Origin of the sequence: Aeromicrobium sp. CF4.19 (genome assembly GCF_051262555.1) — a bacterium.
Taxonomy (GTDB): Bacteria; Actinomycetota; Actinomycetes; order Propionibacteriales; family Nocardioidaceae; genus Aeromicrobium.
Map to the genome: position 1 here is coordinate 346210 of NZ_JBIMEU010000003.1, position 23602 is coordinate 369811.

At 71.2% G+C, this 23602-nt stretch carries 22 protein-coding genes; 12 read left to right on the top strand and 10 right to left on the bottom strand.

What is annotated here, in order from left to right:
• Positions 1–62 precede the first annotated feature (62 nt).
• The 3 genes from ACHAAC_RS09405 to ACHAAC_RS09415 form a co-directional block, all read right to left on the bottom strand.
• Positions 63–1040: a sugar ABC transporter substrate-binding protein gene (locus ACHAAC_RS09405; RefSeq protein ID WP_435715867.1), complete on the bottom strand. Its 978-nt coding sequence runs from the start codon at positions 1038–1040 to the stop codon at positions 63–65.
• 202 nt (positions 1041–1242) lie between these two features.
• Entirely contained in the window at positions 1243–1692 is a 450-nt protein-coding gene (gene tadA / locus ACHAAC_RS09410) for a tRNA adenosine(34) deaminase TadA (protein ID WP_435715868.1), read from the bottom strand.
• On the bottom strand, positions 1689–2150 hold the full coding sequence (locus tag ACHAAC_RS09415) for a tRNA adenosine deaminase-associated protein (protein WP_435715869.1): 462 nt from the start codon (positions 2148–2150) through the stop codon (positions 1689–1691). Before ACHAAC_RS09415 ends, tadA begins: the two co-directional genes overlap by 4 nt.
• A gap of 157 nt (positions 2151–2307) precedes the next feature.
• Here ACHAAC_RS09415 and ACHAAC_RS09420 point away from each other — a divergent pair, with 157 nt between their 5' ends.
• The 3 genes from ACHAAC_RS09420 to ACHAAC_RS09430 all read left to right on the top strand — a co-directional run bounded on the left by ACHAAC_RS09420 (position 2308) and on the right by ACHAAC_RS09430 (position 5798).
• Positions 2308–3546, top strand: a complete 1239-nt coding sequence (locus ACHAAC_RS09420; protein ID WP_435715870.1) for an FAD-binding protein — start codon at positions 2308–2310, stop codon at positions 3544–3546.
• A 92-nt stretch (positions 3547–3638) separates the two neighbouring features.
• Entirely contained in the window at positions 3639–4280 is a 642-nt protein-coding gene (gene upp / locus ACHAAC_RS09425) for a uracil phosphoribosyltransferase (protein ID WP_435715871.1), read from the top strand.
• Positions 4281–4337: 57 nt separating this feature from the next.
• Positions 4338–5798 carry an MFS transporter gene (locus ACHAAC_RS09430; RefSeq protein ID WP_435715872.1) on the top strand — a complete coding sequence of 487 codons (1461 nt, stop codon included), beginning with the start codon at positions 4338–4340 and terminating at the stop codon, positions 5796–5798.
• Positions 5799–5814: 16 nt separating this feature from the next.
• Here ACHAAC_RS09430 and pntB read toward each other — a convergent pair whose 3' ends face one another.
• Positions 5815–7203 carry a Re/Si-specific NAD(P)(+) transhydrogenase subunit beta gene (pntB, locus tag ACHAAC_RS09435; RefSeq protein ID WP_435715873.1) on the bottom strand — a complete coding sequence of 463 codons (1389 nt, stop codon included), beginning with the start codon at positions 7201–7203 and terminating at the stop codon, positions 5815–5817.
• 4 nt (positions 7204–7207) lie between these two features.
• Positions 7208–8827 carry a Re/Si-specific NAD(P)(+) transhydrogenase subunit alpha gene (locus ACHAAC_RS09440; protein WP_435715874.1) on the bottom strand — a complete coding sequence of 540 codons (1620 nt, stop codon included), beginning with the start codon at positions 8825–8827 and terminating at the stop codon, positions 7208–7210.
• Between the two features lie 212 nt (positions 8828–9039).
• Between ACHAAC_RS09440 and ACHAAC_RS09445 the strand changes: the two genes are divergently transcribed.
• Positions 9040–9405 carry a cupin domain-containing protein gene (locus ACHAAC_RS09445; protein WP_435715875.1) on the top strand — a complete coding sequence of 122 codons (366 nt, stop codon included), beginning with the start codon at positions 9040–9042 and terminating at the stop codon, positions 9403–9405.
• A 16-nt stretch (positions 9406–9421) separates the two neighbouring features.
• Here ACHAAC_RS09445 and ACHAAC_RS09450 read toward each other — a convergent pair whose 3' ends face one another.
• The gene (locus ACHAAC_RS09450) at positions 9422–10735 is read right to left on the bottom strand and encodes a hemolysin family protein (protein WP_435715876.1); all 1314 of its coding nucleotides are present in this window, start codon (positions 10733–10735) and stop codon (positions 9422–9424) included.
• A gap of 124 nt (positions 10736–10859) precedes the next feature.
• On the opposite strand from ACHAAC_RS09450, the gene ACHAAC_RS09455 reads away from it, so the two are divergent.
• Positions 10860–11759 carry an SDR family oxidoreductase gene (locus ACHAAC_RS09455; RefSeq protein WP_435715877.1) on the top strand — a complete coding sequence of 300 codons (900 nt, stop codon included), beginning with the start codon at positions 10860–10862 and terminating at the stop codon, positions 11757–11759.
• A 9-nt stretch (positions 11760–11768) separates the two neighbouring features.
• Here ACHAAC_RS09455 and ACHAAC_RS09460 read toward each other — a convergent pair whose 3' ends face one another.
• Positions 11769–12410, bottom strand: a complete 642-nt coding sequence (locus ACHAAC_RS09460) for an ACT domain-containing protein (RefSeq protein ID WP_435715878.1) — start codon at positions 12408–12410, stop codon at positions 11769–11771.
• 56 nt (positions 12411–12466) lie between these two features.
• On the opposite strand from ACHAAC_RS09460, the gene ACHAAC_RS09465 reads away from it, so the two are divergent.
• From ACHAAC_RS09465 to ACHAAC_RS09485, 5 genes are all read left to right on the top strand, one after another.
• A complete protein-coding gene (locus ACHAAC_RS09465; protein ID WP_435715879.1) occupies positions 12467–12805 on the top strand; it encodes a DUF3817 domain-containing protein in 339 nt (112 codons plus the stop codon).
• A gap of 19 nt (positions 12806–12824) precedes the next feature.
• Positions 12825–13214, top strand: a complete 390-nt coding sequence (locus tag ACHAAC_RS09470; RefSeq protein ID WP_435715880.1) for a hypothetical protein — start codon at positions 12825–12827, stop codon at positions 13212–13214.
• Between the two features lie 84 nt (positions 13215–13298).
• Entirely contained in the window at positions 13299–13817 is a 519-nt protein-coding gene (locus ACHAAC_RS09475; protein ID WP_435715881.1) for a hypothetical protein, read from the top strand.
• 135 nt (positions 13818–13952) lie between these two features.
• Positions 13953–14792: a Ku protein gene (locus tag ACHAAC_RS09480; RefSeq protein WP_435715882.1), complete on the top strand. Its 840-nt coding sequence runs from the start codon at positions 13953–13955 to the stop codon at positions 14790–14792.
• Between the two features lie 3 nt (positions 14793–14795).
• A complete protein-coding gene (locus ACHAAC_RS09485) occupies positions 14796–17192 on the top strand; it encodes an ATP-dependent DNA ligase (RefSeq protein WP_435715883.1) in 2397 nt (798 codons plus the stop codon).
• A gap of 143 nt (positions 17193–17335) precedes the next feature.
• On the opposite strand, the gene ACHAAC_RS09490 is transcribed toward ACHAAC_RS09485, so the two are convergent.
• From ACHAAC_RS09490 to ACHAAC_RS09500, 3 genes are read right to left on the bottom strand one after another with little or no spacing between them, the layout of a single operon-like run.
• The gene (locus ACHAAC_RS09490; RefSeq protein WP_435715884.1) at positions 17336–18772 is read right to left on the bottom strand and encodes a GntP family permease; all 1437 of its coding nucleotides are present in this window, start codon (positions 18770–18772) and stop codon (positions 17336–17338) included.
• A 48-nt stretch (positions 18773–18820) separates the two neighbouring features.
• Entirely contained in the window at positions 18821–19786 is a 966-nt protein-coding gene (gene ligD / locus ACHAAC_RS09495; protein WP_435715885.1) for a non-homologous end-joining DNA ligase, read from the bottom strand.
• A gap of 1 nt (position 19787) precedes the next feature.
• Entirely contained in the window at positions 19788–20165 is a 378-nt protein-coding gene (locus tag ACHAAC_RS09500; RefSeq protein ID WP_435715886.1) for a LapA family protein, read from the bottom strand.
• 208 nt (positions 20166–20373) lie between these two features.
• On the opposite strand from ACHAAC_RS09500, the gene zwf reads away from it, so the two are divergent.
• A complete protein-coding gene (gene zwf, locus ACHAAC_RS09505) occupies positions 20374–21798 on the top strand; it encodes a glucose-6-phosphate dehydrogenase (protein WP_435715887.1) in 1425 nt (474 codons plus the stop codon).
• Entirely contained in the window at positions 21791–23599 is a 1809-nt protein-coding gene (locus ACHAAC_RS09510) for a glycoside hydrolase family 15 protein (protein ID WP_435715888.1), read from the top strand. Before zwf ends, ACHAAC_RS09510 begins: the two co-directional genes overlap by 8 nt.
• Positions 23600–23602: the final 3 nt, after the last annotated feature.

Genomic DNA, 23602 nt, shown 5'->3' on the forward strand with positions numbered 1-23602 from the left:
CGGTCTCCGGTCGGTCGGGGGCGGCGTCATCACTGTCGGTCAGGACGGGTTCACCGGTCGGTTCACCACTGGGGGACGCAGTCGTCGACGTTGCTCTCGTCGATCGCGGGCGTCTCGTAGGTGACGAACTGTGCAGTATCGTCCGTCTCGCCGGTCAGGTGGTCATAGATCGTCTGCATCGCGAGCTCGCCGAGATCGCGAGGCTTGAAGCACACGGTGCCGAAGATCTTGCCGTCGGCGACCCCGTCGACACCGAGCTTGGAACCGCCGATGCCCACGACCTCCGCGTCGGAACCTGCCGAGTCGACCGCGTTGGCGCAACCGACGGCCATGTCGTCGCTCTCGGCATAGAAGAGATCGATGTCCGGATCACTCGCGAGCATGTTCTGGCAGGCGGACTGTGCACCATCAGCGGTCCAGTCGCCGGGCTGGCGCGCCACGACGTCGTACTCGACGCCCGCCTCCTCGGCAGGGTCCAGGAAGCGCGCCCAGCGCAGCTCCACCTCGGCGGCCCCGGCGGCACCCTCGACGACGGCGAGCTTACCGCCATCGGGCACGGCCTTGAGAGCGAGCTCGCCGGCCGTGGCACCCGCGTCGAGCTCCTGCTGGGTGACGAGGGCCACCAGCGAGGAGTAGACGTCCTCGAGGTCGCGCTCGGTCGGATCGCCCACCTGGGACGCGACGGCAACGGTGGGGATCTCGGCCGTCTCGAGCTGGTCGGCCAGGCCGACGGCCACACCGGAGTCGACGGGCAGGAGCAGGACGCCGTCAGGCTGCTGGTTGATGAGGTCCTGGACGTCGTTGGCCTGCTTCTCGGTCTTGCCCTGCCCATCAAGCTCGACGAGCGTGACACCGAGCTCGTCGGCCTTGGCCTTGATGCCCTCACCGATCGAGGACGGGAACGGGAAGCTGAGGCCGAGGTTGGCGACGCCGACGGTGAGGTCATCATCAGTCTCGGCGGACCCACCCCCGGCCTCGCCGCAGGCGGTCAGTGCGAGGACCGCGGTGGCGAGAGCGGCCGCGGTGAGGGACTTGCGCATCTGGTGCTCCATTCGGATGAGCGGGCGGGGACCGGAGTCCGTCCCCGAGTGAGCGGGGTCTCCGTCACGCTCGAGCGTGGCGAGGGTCGTCGACGACTCATGCCTGCTCAAACGTTTGATCAAGAGAACCGTACGTGAGCCCCGTCACGAGCACAAGTGGATCCAGGAGTTTTTTCACCCGGCCCGTCGAGGCGGGCCCGGGTCAGCGGCGGTCCTCGAAGAACGCGCGGAGGAGCTCAGCGGAGTCCTCGGCCAGCACCCCCGTGGTCACCTCAGGTCGGTGGTTGAGTCGGCGGTCCCTGACGACGTCCCACAGGGAGCCGACCGCGCCGGCCTTCTCGTCCCAGGCCCCCAGCACGAGCCGGGTGACGCGTGCGCTGACCAAGGCACCGGCACACATCGTGCACGGCTCGAGCGTGACGACGAGGGTGCAGCCGTCCAGCCGCCACCCTCCACGCTGCTCGGCCGCGGCGCGCAGGGCCACCACCTCGGCGTGGCCGGCGGGGTCCGCGTCACGCTCTCGCACGTTGAACCCCTCGCCCAGGACCTCGCCCGAGGGATCCAGCACGAGCGCACCGACGGGGACGTCGCCAGAAGCCGCGGCCTCCTGCGCGAGTCGCAGGGCACGGCGCATCGCCTCGACGTCGTTCACCCGAGGATTGTCTCGTACTGCTCGCCGAAGCCGAGCTGTTGCGCCACCTCCGCGAGCGCCTCCTCCGGCCAGAGGTCGTCGTCGAGGCACAGGTCGAGCAGGTCGGCGGCCGACATGCCGAGGTCGCTGAGCACGTCGAGGGCGCCCACCGGCTCCAGGACGTCGTCGTCCTCGGCCTCCGGCAGGTCCAGCACGTCGGCGACGTCCTCGGCGAGCGACCAGACCGTCACCTCCGAAGCGTCCGACAGCAACGCCCTGGTGCTGGTGCCCGAGCGGCGCAGCAGCAGGAAGGCGTTCTCACCGGCCACCAGGCCGAGCACGCCGCAGTCCGACGGGAAACGGTCCAGGGCCCGCACGAGTCCGTCGAGGTCGGCGGTGACAGCAGGAAGGAGCTCCACGAGCTGCCACTGCCCGGAGTCGCGGTAGGCCGCGAGCGCGAGGTCGTCGTCCTGCGGCATCGGACCTCCCAGGTGTCACCCGATGGTGACAGGCGCCGTGCACCGTGACCAGAGGCGAAGCGCCAATTTCCCCGGTGTTCACGCGGGCGGACCGATCGACGATGACGCAGGAGGGCCGGCCCCGGCGGCGCGACCGTCGATGGGCGATCATCGAGGCATGAGTGAGCCCGCGGTCGCTCCACCGCGCAACTGGTCCGGGACCGTCTCCTACGGCTTCCGCGAGGCGAGCCGCCCGACCTCCCTCGACGACGTCCGACGCCTCGTGGAAACGGAAAGAGGCTTACGGGCCGTCGGGTCGGGACACAGCTTCAACGACCTGGCCGACGGGGAGCACGCGATCGTGATGGACCGCTTCACCGACGTCACCCCGGCAGCGGACCACACGGTCGTCCGCGTCGGCGGCGGGGTCACGTACGCGGACGTGGCGCTCGGGCTGCGGCCACACGGCCTGGCCCTGGCCAACCTCGCCTCGCTGCCCCACATCAGCGTCGCCGGAGCCGTCGCGACGGCCACCCACGGGTCCGGTCGCGACGCCGGGAACCTGGCCACCCACGTTCGCGCCCTGGAGCTGGTCACCGGGGCCGGCGACGTCCGCACCGTCCGACGTGGCGACGCCGACTTCGCGGGAGCCGTCGTGTCCCTCGGTGCGCTCGGCGTCGTCACGGCGCTCGAGCTCGACGTGGAGGACGAGCGACCGTGGAGCCAGACCGTCCTGCTGGGCCTCCCGGAGGACGAGATCGGCACACGGCTGGACGAGCTGCACGCTCTCGCCCGCAGCGTCAGCATCTTCACGAGGTGGGACGGATCACCGGCGCGGGTGTGGCTCAAGCGGCGCGAGGGCGACGCGGACGTCCCGCTGCCCACCGACCTGCAATCCGCGACCCGCGAGCAGCACCCGATCGATGGTCTCGACCCGGTCCACTGCACGCCCCAGCTCGGGGAGCCCGGCTGGTGGGCAGACAGGGTGCCGCACTTTCGCACCGGCTTCATGCCCAGCAGCGGGGACGAGTCGCAGTCGGAGTACCACGTCGCCCGGCACCACGGCGCGGCTGCGGTCCAGGCCCTGCGGGACGTCGGCCCTGCCATCGCGGAGGCCCTGCAGACGGCGGAGATTCGCGCCGTGGCGGGGGACGACCTGTGGCTCAGCCCGCAGCACGGGCAGGACACGTGGGCCTTCCACTTCACGTGGTTCTCCGGCGAGGGCCTGGCCGCCCGCGCCGCGGCCGTGCTGGAGGAGGCGCTGGCCCCGTTCGATGCCCGGCCGCACTGGGGCAAGCTGCACCACCACGCGCCCCGGCCGGAGAGGATCGAGGACTTCCGAGCCCTGCGCACGCGGCTCGATCCCGACGACCGGTTCGTCAACGACTGGGTGCGTCGGGTCCTGCTGACCGACTGACCCGCGCCGCGGCCACGAGTGCTCCGTCGTCGCCATGGCTGGGGCGTCGCCGGGGCCGCGACGCGGCGGCGACCGACCACTACGCTCGTCCCATGCATGTCCACGTCGCCGACCACCCGCTGATCTCCCACAAGCTCACGGTGCTGCGTGACGCGCGGACCGACTCCCCGACCTTCCGACGGCTCGCCGAGGAGCTTGTGACGCTGCTGGCCTACGAGGCCACGCGCGACGTCCGCGTCGAGCCGGTCACGGTCCGGACCCCCGTCGCCGAGGCCACGGGCGTCCGCCTCTCCAACCCCCGCCCACTCGTCGTGCCCATCCTGCGGGCCGGCCTGGGGATGCTGGAGGGCATGCAGCGCCTGCTCCCGACGGCCGAGGTCGGCTTCCTCGGGATGATCCGCAACGAGGAGACGCTGGCGGCCGAGACCTACGCCGAGCGCCTGCCCGACGACCTCACCGGCCGGCAGTGCTACGTGCTCGACCCGATGCTCGCCACCGGAGGGACGCTCGTCGACGCGATCGACTTCCTCGTGCGCCGCGGCGCCGCCCACATCACCGCCGTCACCCTGCTCGCCGCACCCGAGGGCGTCCGCCACGTCGAGGAGCAGCTGGCCGCGGTCGACGTGCCCGTCAGCCTCGTGACGGCCGGGCTCGACGAGCGTCTCGACGAGAAGGGCTACATCGTGCCCGGCCTCGGTGACGCCGGCGACCGTCTCTACGGCATCGTCGACTGATCCGACCCGGCGGCGGCACCGGCTTGCGTCCCGGGCGCCGTCCGGCAGGCTGAGCAGGTGCACCACGAGTCGATCGACCCGGCGCCTCACGGGTCCGCCCACCCCGAGGCCGTCGACGCTCCCGACCCGCGCCGTTGGCGCATCCTCGCCGTCACCCTCGTCGTGGGCTTCATGTCCCTGCTCGACGTCACGATCGTCAACGTCGCGATCCCCTCGATCCGGGCCGGCCTGGACACGTCCGCCGGCACCGTCCAGTGGGTCGTCTCCGGCTATGCGCTGACCTTCGGCCTGACGCTGGTGGCCGGCGGCCGCCTCGGCGACGCGTACGGACGTCGACGGCTGATGCTCGTCGGCCTGACCGGGTTCGCGGTCTCCAGCGCCGCCGCCGGCCTCGCGCCGAACGCCGAGCTGGTGGTCGTGGCCCGACTGGTCCAGGGCGCATCGGCCGGGTTCCTCACGCCGCAGAGCACCGGGCTCATCCAGCAGCTGTTCCGCGGGCCCGAGCGCGGCAAGGCGTTCGGCTTCTTCGGTCTGACCGTCTCCATCGCGTCCGCCGCCGGACCGCTGCTCGGCGGCCTCATCATCGGAGTGACGGGACCCGAGCTCGGTTGGCGGCTGATCTTCCTGGTGAACGTGCCCATCGCGGCGGTCGCGATGGTCGCGGTCGCACGGATGGTCCCGGGCACTGATCCGGGCGAACGGCAGCGCGAGCACATCGACGTGCCGGGCGCCCTGCTGCTGGGGCTGGCCGTCCTCTGCCTGCTCTACCCCCTCGTCAGTCTGGAGTCCGGCGCCCGGTGGCCGCTCGTGCTGCTCGTCGGGGTGCCGGCCTTCGGGTGGGCCTTCGCCGTGTGGGAGCACCGCATCCGAAGGCGCGGCCTCGCCCCGCTGCTGGACGTGGAGCTCCTGCGCAGCGTGCCCGGGTACAGCGGTGGGCTCGTGGTCGGGACGCTGTACTTCACCGGCTTCACCGGGGTCTTCCTGACGGCGTCGGTGTGGCTGCAGGAAGGCCGCGGGCTCTCGGCGCTGCAGACCGGCCTCATGCTCACCCCCTTCGCCCTCGGCGCGGCCGTCACCTCGCCGCTGGCCGGGCGGCTGGTCAGCAGGATCGGCCGCCCGATGACCGTGATCGCGCTCGTCGTGACCATGACGGGCATCGGTCTCGTCGCGCTCGTGGCGCCTGGCCGGGACGCCGACACCCTCTGGTGGGCGGTCGCCCCGTGCCTGCTGCTGGCCGGGCTGGGTGGCGGCGCCGTCGTCTCGCCGAACTTCACCCTCACGCTCGACGAGGTTCCGCCCCGCATGGGTGGCGCCGCGGGTGGGGCGCTGCAGACGGGCCAGCGCATCGGCTCGGCCCTCGGTGCGGCGATGCTCGCCACGATCTACCACGTCGTGGCCTCCGGCGAGGGAGACGACGGCCTCCGCGCTGCGCTGCTCGCGGCCCTCGCCGTGCTCAGCCTGGCCCTCGTCGCGGCGATCATCTCCTGGCGAGCGGGCCGGGCCGCGGCCACCCGCTGAGATCTCTCGTCAGCGGTCAGAGGGCCCGGAGGATGTCCTCGACCCGCTGCTTGGCGTCCCCGAAGAGCATCTGGGTGTTCTCGCGGAAGAACAGCGGGTTCTGCACGCCCGCGTAGCCCGCGGCCATGGAGCGCTTGAACACGATGACGTCGGAGGACTCCCACACGTGCAGGACGGGCATCCCGGCGATCGGACTGCTCGGGTCCTCCGCGGCGGAGGGGTTCACCGTGTCGTTGGCCCCGATGACGAGCACGACGGACGTGTCGGCGAAGTCGTCGTTGATCTCGTCCAGCTCGAGCACGATGTCGTAGGGCACCTTGGCCTCGGCCAGCAGCACGTTCATGTGACCCGGCAGGCGACCGGCGACGGGGTGGATGCCGAACCGCACGTCGACCCCACGCTCACGCAGTCGGCGGACGAGGTCGGCCACCGGGTACTGCGCCTGGGCCACGGCCATGCCGTAGCCGGGCGTGATGACCACCGACGAGGCGTTGGCGAGCAGCTCGGCCACACCCTCGGCGTCCACCTCGCGGTGCTCGCCGTACTCGGTCTCGTCACCGGCTGCCGCCTCGATGCCGAACCCGCCGGCGATGACGGAGATGAACGAGCGGTTCATGGCCTGGCACATGATGTAGGACAGGTAGGCACCGGAGGAGCCCACGAGCGCGCCGACGACGATGAGCAGGTTGTTGCTCAGCAGGAAGCCCGCGGCGGCCGCGGCCCAGCCCGAGTAGCTGTTGAGCATCGAGACGACGACGGGCATGTCGCCGCCGCCGATCGAGGCCACGAGGTGCCAGCCGAGGGCCAGCGCGACGGCCGTGACCAGCACCAGCAGCCAGATGTTCGGGTCGGCGATGAAGAGCACGGTCAGCAGGAAGAAGGCCACCAGTGCGCCGAGGTTCAGGTAGTTCTTCCCGGGCAGCACCAGCGGGGCGGACTTGATCCGCGCGGACAGCTTGAGGAAGGCCACGATCGACCCGGTGAACGTCACCGCGCCGATGAAGACCCCGACGAACACCTCGCCGTGGTGGATGCGCTCCAGGGAGAGGGTCGCGTACGGCTCGTGCTCCAGGTAGCCGTTCCAGCCCACCAGCACGGCGGCGAGTCCGACGAAGCTGTGCAGGAGGGCGATGAGCTCGGGGATGCCGGTCATCTCCACGACCCGGGCCCGCCACAGCCCGATGGAGGCGCCGATGACCATCGCACCGAACAGCAGGACGATGCCGGTGGCCGGCGCGTCCTGGACGGCCACCACGACGGTCGCGACGAGCGCGGTCACCATGCCGGCGATGCCGTACACGACGCCGGAGCGTGCCGACTCGTGCTTGGACAGTCCCGCCAGGCTCATGATGAACAGCAGGGCAGCGACGATGTAAGCCGCGTTCGCGGCAGCGGTAACACTCATGCGCTCAGCCCTTCGAGATGGTGTCTGTGGAGAACATGGCGAGCATCCGACGGGTGACGGCGAATCCGCCGAAGACGTTGATGCTCGCGATGAGGATGGCCACGAACGCAAGGATCTGGACGGTGAGGGTCTCGGTGCCGACCTGCAGGAGGGCGCCGACGATGATGATGCCCGAGATCGCGTTCGTCACCGACATCAGTGGCGTGTGCAGAGCGTGGTGCACCTTGCCGATGACGTAGTAGCCGATGACGATCGACAGCGTGAGCACGAAGAAGTGCTCGGGCAGCGGCGCCGGGGCGAACGCCGTGATGAGGAACAGTACGGCGATGCCCGCCGCGATGATCCCGTACTTGCCGCGCTGGGTGAGCTTGGGCCGGGACGGCTCCGTCTCTGCAGCGGCGGCAGGTGGCGCGGGCGGCGGCGCGGCCGACACGCTCACGGGCGGCGGCGGCCACATCGACTCGCCGTCGTGGACGACGGTGATCGAGCGCTGCACGACGTCGTCAAGGTCCAGGACGACCTGGCCGTCCTTGCCCGGCGTCAGCAGCTTGAGCAGGTTGACCAGGTTCGTGCCGTACAGCTGGGAGGCCTGGGTGGGCAGCCGACCGGCGAGATCGGTGTAGCCGATGATCGTGACGCCGTTGTCGGTGACGATCGCCTCGCCCGGGACGGATCCCTCGACGTTCCCGCCCTGGGCGGCGGCCATGTCCACCACGACGCTGCCGGCCTTCATCGACGCCACGTCGGCCGCGGTGAGCAGCCGGGGCGCCGGACGACCGGGGATGAGGGCGGTGGTGATGACGATGTCGACCTCGGCGGCCTGCTCGGAGTAGATCTCCGCCGCCCGGGCGTTGTACGCCTCCGACGTCTCCTTGGCGTAGCCGTCGCTGCCCATCTCCGAGACGACGTCGACGGGCAGGTACGCGCCGCCGATCGAGGCGACCTGGTCGGCGACCTCCGGACGGGGGTCCATGGCCCGGACGACCGCGCCGAGGCTGGAGGCGGCACCGATGGCCGCGAGCCCGGCCACGCCGGCACCGGCCACCAGGACCGTCGCCGGCGGAACCTTGCCGGCGGCCGTGACCTGCCCGGTGAAGAAGCGACCGAAGGCGTGCGCGGCCTCCACGACGGCCCGGTAGCCGGCGATGTTGGCCATCGAGCTCAGGACGTCGAGCGACTGTGCTCGCGAGATGCGGGGAACAGCATCCATCGCGAGCACGGTGATCGGGTGGCCGGTCAGCTCCTGCACCAGGTCCGGGTTCAGTCCGGGGTTGAGCAGTCCCACCAGCACGGCGCCCGGTGAGAGCAGTCCGATCTCCTCGGTGCTGGGCGCGTTGACCTTCAGGACCACGTCCGCGCCCCAGCCCTGCTCGCGCAGCACGACACCTGCCCCGGCGCCGGTGTAGGCGTCGTCGGTGAAGCTGGCCGCCTCGCCGGCGCCCTGCTCCACGTCGACGCGGTAGCCCAACGCGATCAGCTTGGTGACCGTCTGGGGGGTGGCGGCGACTCTGGACTCACCCGGCTGCGACTCCCGGACGACGCCGATGCGCGCGCCGGTCGGAGGAGTCACGGCGGGAAGCTCCGCGGTGTCCGCACCCGGCGCTGTGTGCGACTCGGTGCTCATGGTGGCGAACGTTATCCCCTCACTTGCGGACCGGCCACCCTGTGAGATCTGCGTCTCACTCGGTGGAGCGGCCCGAGGACGCTGCCGCCTGACGAGAGTGCCGTCCGCTCGGCCACTCGGCCCCGGACATGGTGGCGCGGACACCGTCGCACGTACGGTGGCACGAAGCTCAGTCCCCACGTCACGTGGCACGGCCCCCGGAAGGTGAGTCCATGGAGAAGTCGTCGCTGACCACACTGGCGCTCGAGGAGCTGGAGACCGCGCGGCAGACCTCCAGCGGGCGCAGCGCACACACGGTGCACGGCGGGCACGAGAAGGTGCTCCGCCAGACCGTCATCGCCCTCGTCGCCGGCCGTGGGTTGAACGAGCACGAGAACCCCGGCGAGGCCACCGTGCACGTGCTGCACGGGCGCGTCCGCCTCACCTGCGCGGACGTCCACGAGGAGGGCTCCCCCGGCGACCTGATCACCGTCCCGGACGCTCGGCACGCCCTCGAGGCGCTCGAGGACTCCGCCGTGCTGCTCACCGTGGCCAAGCTCGGCTACCCCGACACCAGCCGAGGCGCCCAGGCCGGGTGACGGTGCCGGGCCGGCGTCACCCGGGGGGAGTGCCTGACGATTCGGGCTCGGGCTCGTCCGGCCTGGCGAGGGGGACGACGCCGACGGTGGCGATGCGATGACCGTCGACCTCTTCGACCACGAGCAGCGCCTCGTCGCTGAAGACCTCGTCGCCGACGGCCGGGAGCCGGCCGAGCTGGGCCACCATGTACCCGGCGATGGTCTCGTACGGGCCGTCCGGCACCTCGACCCCCGTCGCCTCGGCGAAGTCCTCGATGTTGAGCCGGCCTCCGACGCTGCGCTCGACGCCCGTCGGGTCACGGTCCTCGGCCTCGGAGTCGTACTCGTCGCGGATCTCCCCCACGAGCTCCTCCACGAGGTCCTCCAACGTCACGATCCCGTCGGTGCCGCCGTACTCGTCCACCACGAGCGCGATGTGCGTGCCCTCGCGTCGCATCGACGTGATGGCCGGGAAGAGCTGGTTGGTCGACGGGAGCAGGACGATGGACCGGGCGACGTCGTCGACCTCGGCGGTCGGCGAGGCGGCGTGCAGGTCACGCAGGTGGACGAAGCCGGTGATCTGGTCCGGCCCGCCGTCGGCGATGGGGTAGCGGGAGTACGGCTCGGTGCTGACGAGACCGAGCGCCTCCCGGACGGAGGTACCCGCCTGGAGGTAGACGATGTCGCCACGGTGCTGCATGACCTCCTTCACCGAGCGCTGCGACGCCACGAACATGTCGTTGACGAACTGTCGCTCGTCCTCGCCCAGCGCCTCGTGCCCGGTCACGAGGTCGCGCAGCTCCTCCTCGCTCATCTCCTCGCTCTTGGCGGACGGGTCTCCTCCGAGCAGCCGCACGACGGCGTTCGTGGAGATCGACAGCAGCCAGATGACCGGACGCATCAGGTTCGCGAACCGGTCCAGCGGAGGGCCGACGACGATCGAGACCTGCGCCGACTTCTGCAGCGCGAACCGCTTGGGGACGAGCTCGCCGAGGACCAGCGAGAGGTAGGCGATGAACAGCGTGAGCCCGACGAGGGACACGTTGGTGGCCAGGGCCTCCGCCAGGCCGAGGTCGACCAGCAGCGGGACGAAGTCGGGGGCGAGCGTGGAGGCTCCGTAGGCCGCGGAGAGGAAGCCGGCCACCGTGACGCCGATCTGCACGGCCGCCAGGAAGCGGTTGGGGTTGCGCGCCACGGCGGCGACGCGAGCGCCCCGGGTGCTCTGCTGCTCCATCCGGGACAGCTGGCTCTCGCGCAGGGACACCAGCGCCAGCTCCGTCGCGGCGAAGACACCGCCCACCAGCACGAAGACGAGCACGAGGCCGAAGTTGAACAGGGTCTGCTGGTCCATGTCCAGATCCTAGGTGCCGCGCCGCGAGGCCTCGGACGTGGAGGAGCCGTGCATTCGGTCGGCGTTCCACCCGTGCGAGGGGACGACTCCTCGACATCTCGGATACCGACGGTATGTTGTCGTCATGACGCAACGCTTCGACGGACAGGTCCTGCTCATCACGGGGGCGGCACGCGGGATCGGGGCCGGGGTCGCACGGACGTACGTCGCCCGCGGCGGCCGCGTCGCACTGCTCGGCCTGGAGCCGGACCTGCTGGAGGCCCTGAGCGACGAGCTCGGGGCGGCCGCCTCGTGGTGGATCGCCGACGTCCGGGACGGCGCCCAGGTCACGGCCGCGGTCGACGCCGCAGCCACGCACTTCGGCCGGATCGACCACGTCCTCGCCAACGCCGGCATCGCCTCCTACGGGACAGTCCGCCAGATCGACGACGCCTCCTTCTCGCGCGTCGTCGACATCAACGTCAACGGCGTCTTTCGCACCCTCCACGCGACCATCCCGCACCTGGAGCGGACCAAGGGCTACGCACTCGTGGTCGCGTCCCTGGCCTCGTTCACGACCCTCGCCGGTCTCGCGTCCTACAACGCCAGCAAGGCCGGTGCCGAGTCGTTGGCCCTGGCCACCAAGCAGGAGGTGGCGCACCTGGGCATCGACGTCGGCGTGTGCCACCCGTCCTGGATCGACACGGACATCGTGCGCGGCGCCGAGGCCGACCTCCCCACGTTCGCCGTCATCCGGGGCAAGCTGCCCTACCCGGCCAACGCGACCACGACGCTGGAGGACTGCGTCGACGCGATCGTCGCCGGGCTGGCCAAGCGACGGGGCCGGGTCTACGTGCCGCGCGGCGTCGTGCTCGCCAACGTCCTGAAGGCCTTCACGCACTCGCCGCTCGCGTGGTGGGTCATGCGACGTCAGGCCAGGAAGTACGTGCCGAGCCTGGAGCAGGAGGTGGCCGCGCTCGGCCGGTTCCAGCACGCCCACGTGCCACTCACCGACGCCAAGCCCGCCCCCGATCCCCAGGTGTAGGGCGAGCGCTCAGGTCTGGACGGACGCCGCCAGGGCGACGATGTGGCCGAGCCGCGCGAGCTCGGAGGCCAGGAAGTCCGGACCGCCATGACGGGCCACGACCACGGCGAAGACGTGTCCGTCACCGTCCTTGGCCTGCGTCCCCGCGATGACCGTGGAGTCCCAGTCCGGCAGCGGGTCCAGCGTCTGCGGGCTCGGCAGGTCCAGCCAGGTGGTCGCCTCCGGCGGCAGGTCGGGCGCGCTGCGGGTCCGGTGCCGGGTCGTCGGTACGCCGTCGATCCGGTCCAGGGCGATCGCCCAGTCGACGCGGAACGTCTCGGGCAGGACGTCGACGAGGCGCTCGACGGCATGGTCGGGCTCGGCGGCGAACGCCTCGACGGCCTCCAGGTCCAGGCGCAGGTTCGCCCCGGCGTTGTAGCGCGAGATCCAGTGGACGCGGATGCCCTCCAGCTCGTGGCACGCCGTGATGAGCGCGTCCGGCATGACGTGGGAGGGGAGCTCGAGCAGGACGTCGTCGACGGCGACGCCGTCAGCACGGTGCTCGACGATCTCGATCGCCTCGATGTCCGCCCCGGCGGAGCCGAGCGCCGACGCCAGGGCGCCCAGCGAGCCGGGCACGTCCGGCAGCTCGACACGGAGCAGGAAGGCCATGGCCCACATACCACCACACCGGTGTTTCGGTTGCGTGACCTCGCTACCGTGAGGTCGTGAGAAACGCCTTCCGCACCGTGGCCCTCCTGGAGGCCGTGACCTGGGCGGCCCTGCTCGTCGCGATGTTCTTCAAGTGGATCGTCCAGGACGATCCGCACACCGGCATCGAGGGCGGCGTGCCCTATGCGGGCATGGTGCACGGCGTCGCCTTCATGGCGTACGGGGTCGTGACCATCGTCGCCTGGGTGCACTTCCGCTGGAGCCCGAAGGCCGGCCTCGTCGCCCTGGCCTGCGCCATCCCGCCCTTCGCGACCGTCGTGTTCGAGCGCGCGGCCGATCGTCGCGGCATGCTCGACTCCCCTGCGTCCGCCGAGGCTCCCAGCCCCGTCCGGTGACGAACACACGGTGACGACGATGACGCGGACGATGCAGCTGGTCCTCATGGCGGGCCTCAGCGCCGTCGCGCTGCTGGCTCCCCAGCTGGGTGGCGACCTCGTCGGTCAAGCCGTGCGACTGGGCTGCCCCGCTGCCGTGGCACTCCTCGCCGTGCGACGTCGACGCCACGAGGAACAGCTGGGGCGGGTGCTGGTGACTGCGGCAGGACTGGTCGCCGCGGGTCAGGTGCTCGCGATCGTCCTCGTGCGGACCTCCCTGGTGGAGTCCTCGGCCCCACTGCCGGCGTTCCTGCTGCTCTTCGGGATCCCGGTCTGCGTCATCCTGTGCCTGACGGCCCTGGTGGTGGAGCCCGCGGCTCCTGAGCACGAGGAGTCCGGGCACGACGCGTCCGAGCACGATCGCTCCTGAGCAGTGCCCCAGCGTGCGCGCGGCGGCACACTCGGTAGGGTCGGGATCGGACGACACCGACGCCATCTGCGAGGGAGCCACACCATGCCACTGAGGAAGAAGAAGACCGCCCGCGATCAGCTCGAGGAGCGTCTCGACGGTTTCCTGGGCCAGGCCGACGAGATCCGCAAGCAGCTTGCGGACCGCGCGCCCGAGGTCCGCGACGCGCTCGCCACCCGACTCGAGAACGGTGTCCACGAGGTCAAGGACCGCTGGCCCGACGTGCGCGACGACCTCCTCGACCGCGTTCCCGAGCTCACGGACGAGACCTACGACAAGCTGCCCGGCCGCGTGCAGGAGCGCCTGCCCGAGAAGGTCAAGCCCAAGAAGCGCCGCCTGCGCAAGATCGTCGGTCTCGGTCTCCTGGTCGGTGCGGCCGGCGCGGCCGTCGCCGTCCTGCGGGGCAAGCAGACGCCGCCCCCGCCGCCGCCCAGCTACCCCGCTCCGGCCCCGGCTCCGACGCCCCGGCCCACCGCAGCCACCCCGAAGGCGGCACCGCCGGCGGCCGGGCCCAACGGGACCGCTGAGGAGAAGCCGACCGGCGAGCCCAAGCCCAAGGCCTGAGACTCGGCCTGGCCCGGAGCGGCCACACGTCAGGGCCCCCGTCGCACCGCGGCGGGGGCCCTGGACGTTCCGGGGCGCCCAGGGTCGTCGGCCGTAGTCGTGGCGCGTTCTGTTCCAGTGAGGAACACTGAGGCCATGCGGACCATCTGGAAGGGCTCGATCAGCTTCGGCCTGGTCAACGTGCCGGTGCGCGTCTACAGCGCCACGCAGAGCCACGACGTCTCGTTGCACCAGGTGCACTCCAGCGACGGCGGCCGGATCCGCTACCAGCGCAAGTGCGAGGTGTGCGGCGAGGTCGTGGCCTTCGAGGACATCACCAAGGCCTACGACGACGGCTCGAGCACCGTCGTGCTGACCTCGGAGGAGCTTGCCTCGCTGCCCGCCGAGCACGACAAGGAGATCGAGGTCGTCGAGTTCGTCCCCGCCAAGCAGATCGACCCGATCCGGCTGGACAAGGCCTACTACCTCGAGCCCGAGGGTGCCGCGCTGAAGCCGTACACGCTGCTGCGCCGGGCGCTGGAGGACAGCGACCGCAGCGCCGTCGTCCGCTTCGCGCTGCGCCAGAAGACCCGCCTCGCCGTGCTGCGGGTGCGCGACAAGACGTTGCTGCTGCAGACGATGCTGTGGGACGACGAGATCCGCGAGGCCGAGTTCGACGTCCTGGACAAGGTCCCGCGGATCAGTGCCAAGGAGCGTGAGATGGCCTCGCAGCTCGTCGACTCCCTGGCGGGTGAGTTCGACCCGTCCGCATTCACCGACGACTACCAGGAGCAGCTGCGCACGCTCGTGGAGGCCAAGCTCGAGCAGGGCGACACCCTCGACACGTCGGCCACCTTCGGCGAGAAGGACGACGACGGGGAGAAGGCCGAGGTCGTCGACCTCATGGAGGCGCTGCAGCGCAGCGTCGAGCGCAGCAAGAAGAAGCGGTCCGGGACGGGGTCCTCGGGGGGCGCGAAGGCCCGCAAGAAGGCCTGACCGGTGGCCCGCTCGTCGGGCGAGACGGTGACGATCGACGGCCACCGCCTGCGCCTCACCAACCCGGACAAGGTGATGTACCCGGAGACGGGCACGACCAAGGCCGAGGTGATCTCCTACTACGTCCAGGTGGCGCCGTACCTCCTGCCGCACGTCCGGGACCGGGCCGCCACGCGCAAGCGCTGGGTGGAGGGGGTCGGCGGCGAGGTGTTCTTCGAGAAGAACCTGCCCGACTCCGCCCCGTCGTGGCTGCGTCGCGCCTCGCTGCAGCACAAGAGCCGTCGGACCAGCTACGTCGTGATCGACTCGGTCGCGACGCTGGCCTGGCTCGGCCAGGTGGCGGCGCTGGAGATCCACGTGCCGCAGTGGCGGGTCGGGTCCCGCGGCGAGCACCTGCCACCGGACCGCTTCGTGCTCGACCTCGACCCGGGGCCGGGCGCCGGCCTGCCCGAGTGTGTCGAGGTGGCGCACGCCGCCCGCGAGCTGCTGGAGGGCCTGGGCCTGGAGGCCTTTCCCGTGACCAGCGGCAGCAAGGGCCTGCACCTGTACGCCGGGCTGCCGGGCGACCGTGACGCCGAGTACGTCAACGCCTTCGCCAAGCAGTTCGCCCAGGCGCTGGAGGGCGAGCTGCCCGACCTCGTCGTCAGCACGCAGAGGAAGAGCGAACGCGCCGGGAAGGTGTTGGCCGACTGGAGCCAGAACAACGCGAACAAGACCACGATCGCGCCGTACTCGCTGCGCGGGCGCGACCAGCCGACCGTCGCCGTGCCCCGCACGTGGGAGGAGCTGGACGACCCCGACCTGCGCCAGCTGACGATGGCGGAGGTGCTGGTCCGCGTCGCCGAGCTCGGGGACCCGATGGCCTCCATCGGCGCCGACGCTGCCGACGCCGAGGCACCGGCGGTGGACCAGCTCACCCTGTACCGCTCCAAGCGTGACGGCACCAAGACGCCCGAGCCGGTGCCCCAGGCGGCACCCAAGACAGGTGAGGACCGGATCTTCGTCATCCAGGAGCACCACGCCAGCCGGTTGCACTGGGACTTCCGGCTCGAGCGCGACGGCGTCCTGGTCTCCTGGGCCCTGCCCAAGGGTCCGCCCACCGACCCGCGGAAGAACCACCTCGCCGTGCCCACCGAGGACCACCCGCTGGAGTACGGCACCTTCGAGGGCAGCATCCCGCGGGGTGAGTACGGTGCCGGCGAGGTGACGATCTGGGACAGCGGCACCTACGTCGCCGAGAAGTGGCGCGACGACGAGGTGATCGCGACGCTGACGGGCCGGGCCGACGGGGGGCTGGGTGGCACGGCGAAGTTCGCCCTCATCCGGACCGGGGAGAGCTGGCTGATCCACCGGATGGAGCTGCCCGATGAGTCGCTGCCCGCAGAACCGGACACCGCGGAGCCGGCCCGGACCGGCCCGGAGCCGAGCCGCCGCGAGAAGCCGCCCAGCATCGCCCCGATGCTCGCCACCGCCGGCACCGCCCTGGACCTCGACGACGCGTCGCGGTGGGCCTTTGAGATGAAGTGGGACGGCGTGCGCGTCGTGGCGATCTGCGACGACGCCGACGTCACCCTCTACGGTCGCAGCGGACGCGAGACCACGCAGACCTACCCCGAGGTGGTCGAGGAGCTGGCCGGGCTCCACCTCGAGGACACGGTGCTCGACGGCGAGGTCGTCGCGCTCGACGGCTCCGGGGCGCCCTCGTTCTCCTTGCTCCAGGAGAGGATGGGACTGACCAAGCCCGGCGAGGTGCGTGCCGCTCGCCGTCGGGTGCCGGTGCGCCTGATGGCCTTCGACGTGCTGCGGGTGGCGGGCACCGGCACGGCGAACTTGCCCTACGAGCAGCGCCGCGAGCTGCTGCGCTCGCTGGATCTCGGCGGCGACGTCGTCGAGGTGCCGGAGGCCTTCGACGGCTCCCTGGACGAGGCGATGGCCTCCAGCCGTGAGCTCAGGCTCGAGGGCGTGGTCGCCAAGAAGCTCGGCAGCCGTTACCGGACGGGGAAGCGCACCCAGGTCTGGCGCAAGCTCAAGCACTCACGCATGGCCGAGGTGGTCGTCGTGGGATGGCGTCCCGGGCAGGGTGGGCGCGCGGGTGGCATCGGGTCGCTCCTGGTCGCCGTCCCCGGCCCCGACGGCGAGCTCGTCTACGCCGGGCGGGTCGGGACGGGCTTCACCGCGAAGGTGCTCGACGACCTCGGCGCGCGACTCGCGCGGATCGAGCGCAAGACCTCCCCCGTCGAGACGCCGGCCGACGTCGCCAGGCAGGCGCGGTGGGTGACGCCGCGACTCATCGGCGAGGTGGCGTACGGGGAGTGGACCGGCTCAGGGCACCTGCGCCACCCGGTCTGGCGCGGCCTGCGCCCGGACAAGACCCTCGACGACCTCGAGAGCCCGGAGTGAGTCCTCACCGTGCGTCAGCTGCACGAGTTTCCTCGATCTGCACGGGAAGCAACCCGTGCAGACGAAAGATCTCCGTGCAGCTGTGCTGATTCCCATGTGGACATGGGAATCAGGGGGCCGGTGGGGCGGCTGGCCCGCGCGCCTCAGACCACGAAGCCCAGCACGAGCACCATCGGCAGCGAGACCAGGGCACCGAGCGACGTGGCCAGCGTCAGCGTCTTCAGGGCGCCCTGGGTGGACAGGCCCAGCAGGCTCTTGAACATCCAGAAGAAGTTGCTGTTGACGTGCAGGGCGAACATCGCGCCCGAGGCGATGGCGAGCCCCACGACGACGGGGTCGACGCCCGTCGAGCCGACGACCGGGGCGATCACGCCGGCCGCGGCGATGGCGCCCACCGAGACCGAGCCGATCGCGAAGTGCAGGACCGCTGCGATGGCCCAGGCCAGCAGGACCGTGACGGCCACGGCCGTCCCGGGTGTGGCCGTGAAGAGGTCCGCCAGGGTGGTCTCGAGGCCGGTCGCCCCGATCACCGCGCCGAGCGAGCCGCCGATACCGGTGATGAGCAGGATCTCGCCGGTCGTGCGGAACCCGGAGGAGAGGGCGTCACCGGTCGAGTCGGTCCCCAGGGTGCCCCGGCACAGGCCGAAGGCGATCAGCAGGCCGATGAAGAGGGCGATGTTGGCGTCGCCGAGGAAGGCGATCACGGCCGGCACGTCACCGGCCAGATCCGTGAAGGCGCCGGTGGCGATCAGCACCAGCGGGACCAGGATGGGGGCGAGGCGCACGATCAGCGGCAGCCGGCGTGCCCGCTCGGGGACCGCGTCGACCTCCTCGTCGGGATCGGTCGACGCGGCACCGCTCGCACCCCCCGAGGTCCCCGCCGCACGAGCCTCGCCGGCCGCCAGGTGGGCCTCGTGGCGGGCGTGGTCGGGGTGCTCGACCTCGTCAGGATCGACGTCCTTGGCCGCGTTCCACAGGCCGGCCTTGAGCATGAGGCGGAACAGCAGCGTGGTGATCAGCGCGGTGGCCAGACCGATGGGTGCACCGAGCACGAGGTAGCGGCCCAGGGAGACGTCCAGCAGGCCCACGACCGAGATCGCCGCCAGGCCGGGCACCACGAACACGTAGCCGGAGAAGATGCCGATGCCGATCGCGCCGGCGAGCCAGGGCAGGCCGTGCCGTCGATCCACCACCGGGGCCGCCTGCCGGGCCATCGGCGAGGCCAGGACCACCTGCACGTCGACGTAGATCGACGGGAAGATCATGGCCAGTGCGGCAGACATCGCATACGGCAGCCGTCGGCCCACCCGGCGGGCGATCAGCGCCACCACGTCGGCGAAGGTCCCGGTGGCCTGCAGCAGGGAGCCGATGAGGACGCCGAACCCGATCAGCAGCCCGACCTCGGCCATGATGTCGCCGAAGCCACCGGTGATGGCCTCCACGGTCTCGGTCAGTCCGACGCCCGCCGCAAGGCCGAGGTAGAGCGAGGAGACGATCAGCGAGATCACCGGGTCGACCTTGAACCGGATGATCAGCACGATCGCGAGGATGATGGCAACGGCTGCGTGGAGGGCATCCATGCCCGGCAGCCTAGACCTTCTTGTGACGACAGCCACAACCCGTCCCCGTCACTGCACGGGCGGGACCTCGAGGTCGTCGCGGTCGGCCCACTCCAGCAGCACAGCCGGGTCGAAGACCGCGTCGTCGATCCCGGCGTGCAGGTCGCCGAGCTCCGCCAGCCGCGCGGGCACCGTCTCGAGCGTGAAGTCGCGTGGGTCCAGGTCGTCGACCTCCTCCCAGCGCACCGGGGTCGAGACCCGGCCGTCGGGGAACCCCCGCACGGAGTACGCCGCGGCGATGGTGTGGTCGCGGGCGTTCTGGTTGTAGTCGACGAAGAGCTGGGCCGGATCACGGTCCTTGCGCCACCACGCGGTGGTCACGTCCGCGGGGGAGCGTCGCTCCACCTCGCGCGCGAAGGCGAGCGCCGCCCTGCGCACGTCGGCGAACCCGTGGTCGGGCGGGATGCGGACGTAGACGTGCAGGCCGCTTCCCCCGGACGTCTTGGGAAAACCGGTCGCCCCGAGCTCGTCGAGGACCTCGTGCACGACCCCGGCGACGCGCTGCACCGTCGCGAAGTCGCACTCGGGACCGGGGTCGAGGTCGATGCGCCACTCGTCGGGCTTCTCGACGTCGTCTCGACGGCTGTTCCACGGGTGGAGCTCGACGGTCGACATCTGCACCGCCCAGATGACGTGGGCGACCTCGGTGACGCAGAGCTCGTCGGCGGTGCGGTCGTAGCGTGGGAAGTGCACCCGGACGGTCTCGATCCACGGCGGGGCACCGGCCGGGACACGCTTCTGGTGCACCTTGGGGCCGGCCAGGCCCTTGGGGAAGCGGTGCAGCATGCAGGGCCGTCCGTGCAGCGCGTTCACCAGCGCCGGGCCCACGGCGAGGTAGTACTCGACGAGGTCGAGCTTGGTCCAGCCCCGCTCCGGGAAGTAGACGCGGTCGGGGTTGGTCACCCGGACCAGGCGCGGCTCTCCGGACCCCCACGTGGGGTCGTCGACCTCGACCTCGACCGCGGGGGAACCCACGTCACTCCGAGCGGCGCTTCTCGTTCCTGGTGAGCGCGCGGCGCAGCTGCAGGATGCGGATGGACCCCGGGATCGCCACGATCAGGATGCCGACGACGGCAGCGAGCAGGATCGCGACGCCGGTGGGCAGCGACGCCTCCCAGCCGAACAGCTGGATCATGACGTCGTCGGAGTTCTGGATGATGAAGATCAGGATCAGGATCGACAGGATCGCCGCGACGATGAGGCCGAGGTACAGCGCGCTGCTGCGGCTGCCCTTGACGTGGCCGGAGTCGTCGAAGCCGGAGGCACGGCGGGGCGCCGCAGCGGGCTCACGGCCGGGAGCCGGGTCGGGCTCGCGGCGCGGCGGGGTCTCGGGGCCGGGATCGTTCGTGCTCACGGATCCCACTCAAGCACCGATCTCGCGCCGGTGCACCATGGCCGCGCCGGTCCGAGAGCCACGCTTCGCCGACGGGGCGGTCGGGCAGGTACCACCATCACCCCTGTCGCAGATCAGTCGAGGATCGCGGACGTCAGCGGCGAGCGGTTCCCGATGTGCGGACCTACGCTGGTCGACGCGCCCCGTCCCGACCGCCATCAGGAGCCGCATGTTCGAGCACGAGCCCCTCCCCCCACACGTCTTCGTCCTCTTCGGGGCCACCGGGGACCTGGCACGGCGCAAGCTGCTCCCCGGGCTCTACCGGCTCGCGGCAGCGGGGCGCATGCCGCAGGACTACGCCATCATCGGCTCGGGACGGCATTCGCCAGGCACCGACGACGAGTTCCGCGACCGGGTCAGGGCGGGCCTCGAGGACGTCGTGGACGAGATCGACCCGGACCTGCTCGACGACGTCGTCTCCCGCGTGAGCTTCCAGACCTCCGACGCCGAGGACGGCACCGACCTCGCCGATGCCGTGCAGCGCGCCGAGGCCGGACTCGGTGACGCCGTCCGCCGCCTGCTCTACCTCTCCGTCCCCCCAGCTGCCATGGAGCCGATGATCGGCATGCTCGGCGACACCGGCCTGGCCGACGGCGCACGCATCGTCATCGAGAAGCCGTTCGGCAGCGACCTGGACTCCTCCCGGTCGCTCGATGCGACGCTCAAGGACGTCACGGACGAGGACCACGTCTTCCGCATCGACCACTTCCTCGGCAAGGAGGCGGTCCAGAACATCGTCGCGCTGCGCTTCGCCAACCAGCTGGTGGAGCCCGCCTGGAACCGTGACCACCTCGTCTCCGTGCAGATCGACGTGCCGGAGGAGCTGGACGTCGCCGGACGCGGGAGCTTCTACGAGGCCACCGGCTGCCTGCGCGACATGATCTCCACGCACCTGTGCCAGGTTCTCGGGTTCGTGGCGATGGAGCCGCCGGTCCGGCTCGACGCGACGAGCCTGCGCAACGAGAAGTCCAAGGTCTTCACGGCGATGCGACCGCTGGACCCCGAGCGTGTGGTCTTCGGCCAGTACGAGGGCTACACCGAGGAGGACGACGTCGCCGACGACTCCGCGGTGGAGACGTTCGTGGCCCTGGAGGTCTTCATCGACACCGAGCGCTGGCAGGACGTCCCGTTCCTGCTCCGGACCGGCAAGGCCCTGGGAGGCACCCGCCGCACCATCACGCTCACCTTCCGGACCCCGCCCACCGGACGGTTCGGGGATGAGCCGGTCGAGCCCGACGAGCTCGTGCTCGAGCTCACCGACTCACCGCGGATGAGCGTCGACCTGCAGGCCAAGCGTCCGGGACCGACGATGGAGCTCACCACCTCCAGCCTGCACCTGGACCTCGCCGAGGATGCCGAGGGCGACGTCCCGCTCGAGGCCTACGAGCGGCTCCTGCTCGACGTGATGCGGGGCGACCAGACGCTCTTCACACGCTCCGACGAGGTCGACCGGCTCTGGCAGGTCGTGGCACCGGTGCTGGAGTCGCCGCCACCGGTGCGCCGCTACCCGCGGGGCTCGTGGGGACCGCAGGAGGCGCTCGAGCTCGCCGGCCCACGGGGTTGGCGACTGCCCGACGAGGGCACCGATGCCTGAGGCCGACGCGCGCTCGCAGCCCATCGCCGACCACGGTCTCATCGGCGACCTGCGCACCGCCGCGGTCGTCGGCACCGACGGGACCATCGACTGGTACTGCCCCGGCCGGTTCGACTCCCCGAGTGTCTTCGCGACGCTGCTGGACCCGGACATCGGCGGAGCGTGGCGCATCGAGGTGGAGGGGACCGTCCGGACGCAGCAGTTCTACTTCCCCGACACGGCCATCCTCGCGACGCGCTTCCTGACGGCCACGGGCGTGGTCGAGGTGCACGACTTCATGCCGATCGTGAAGGCGGCCGACGCCGATCACCGGCCGCGGCTGGTGCGCCGCGTCCAGGTCGTGAGGGGTCGCGCGAGCGTGCAGACCCGCGTCGCCGCTCGACCGGACTACGCCCGGGCGACCCCGGAGGTCGAGGAGCAGGAGGACGGTGTGGTCATCTCCGCCGACGACCTGCGGCTCGGCCTCACGGCGACGGTCGATCTCACCGTCGAGGGCGACGACGTCACGGCCACCGCCGAGCTCTCCAGCGGGGAGTCGGCCCTGTTCGTGCTCGAGACGCTGGGCCCCGACGCCCCCCTCACGGCGTGCGGCGAGGACACCGCGACGCTCTTCGACCAGACGTCGAGGTTCTGGCGAGGCTGGCTCTCGCAGTCGTCGTACCGCGGCCGCTGGCGCGAGAGCGTCAACCGGTCGGCCATCACGCTCAAGCTGCTCACCCACGAGCCGAGCGGGGCCGTGGTCGCCGCCCCCACCACGAGCCTGCCCGAGGAGGTCGGTGGCGAGCGCAACTGGGACTACCGCTACGTCTGGGTCCGCGACGCCGCCTTCACGTTGTACGCCCTGCTCCGACTGGGCTTCACCGAGGAGGCCAACGCCTTCGTGCGGTGGCTCTCCGAGCGCCTCGGCGACGACCGCGACGGCGAGCTCGGTCCCCTGCGCGTCCTGTACGACATCGACGGGGGCACGCCGGAGGAGGAGATCGAGCTGACGCACCTGCGCGGACATCTCGACTCCACGCCGGTGCGCGTCGGCAACGCGGCCGTCGGCCAGCTCCAGCTGGACATCTACGGCGAGCTGATCGACTCCGTCTACCTGTTCAACAAGTACGGCGCCGGCATCAGCCACGACGCCTGGGAGGACCTGCGGCGGGTGCTGGACTGGCTCCTGGAGCACTGGGACGACCCGGACGCCGGCATGTGGGAGATCCGCAGCGGCACCCGCGCCCACACGACCTCACGCCTCATGGTGTGGGTCGCCATCGAGCGGATGATCCGCATGGCCCGCCAGCGTGGGCTGCCGGGCGACGTGGGTCACTGGTCGTCGGTGCGCGACGAGGTCCACGCGCGCATCATGGAGCGCTCGTGGAACCCCGAGCTGCAGGCCTTCACCCAGGAGGAGGACGGTGAGGCGCTCGACGCCGGTGTCCTGCTGATGCCGATGGTCAAGTTCTGCTCCCCGGCCGATCCACGCTTCGTCTCCACGCTCGAGGCGATCGAGCACCGGCTCGTCGCCGACAGCCTCGTCTTCCGCTACGACCCCGAGAAGGCCTCCGACGGGCTGGACGGCGAGGAGGGCACGTTCTCGCTGTGCTCGTTCTGGTACGTCGAGGCGTTGACGCGCGTCGGTCGACACCACGATGCCGAGGTGGCACTGGAGAAGATGTTCACCTACGCCAACCACCTCGGCCTGTACGCCGAGCAGATCGGCGCCACCGGAGAGCAGCTCGGCAACTTCCCGCAGGCGTTCACCCATCTCGCCCTCATCAGCGCGGCCATCAACCTCGACCGCGAGCTCGGCTGAGGG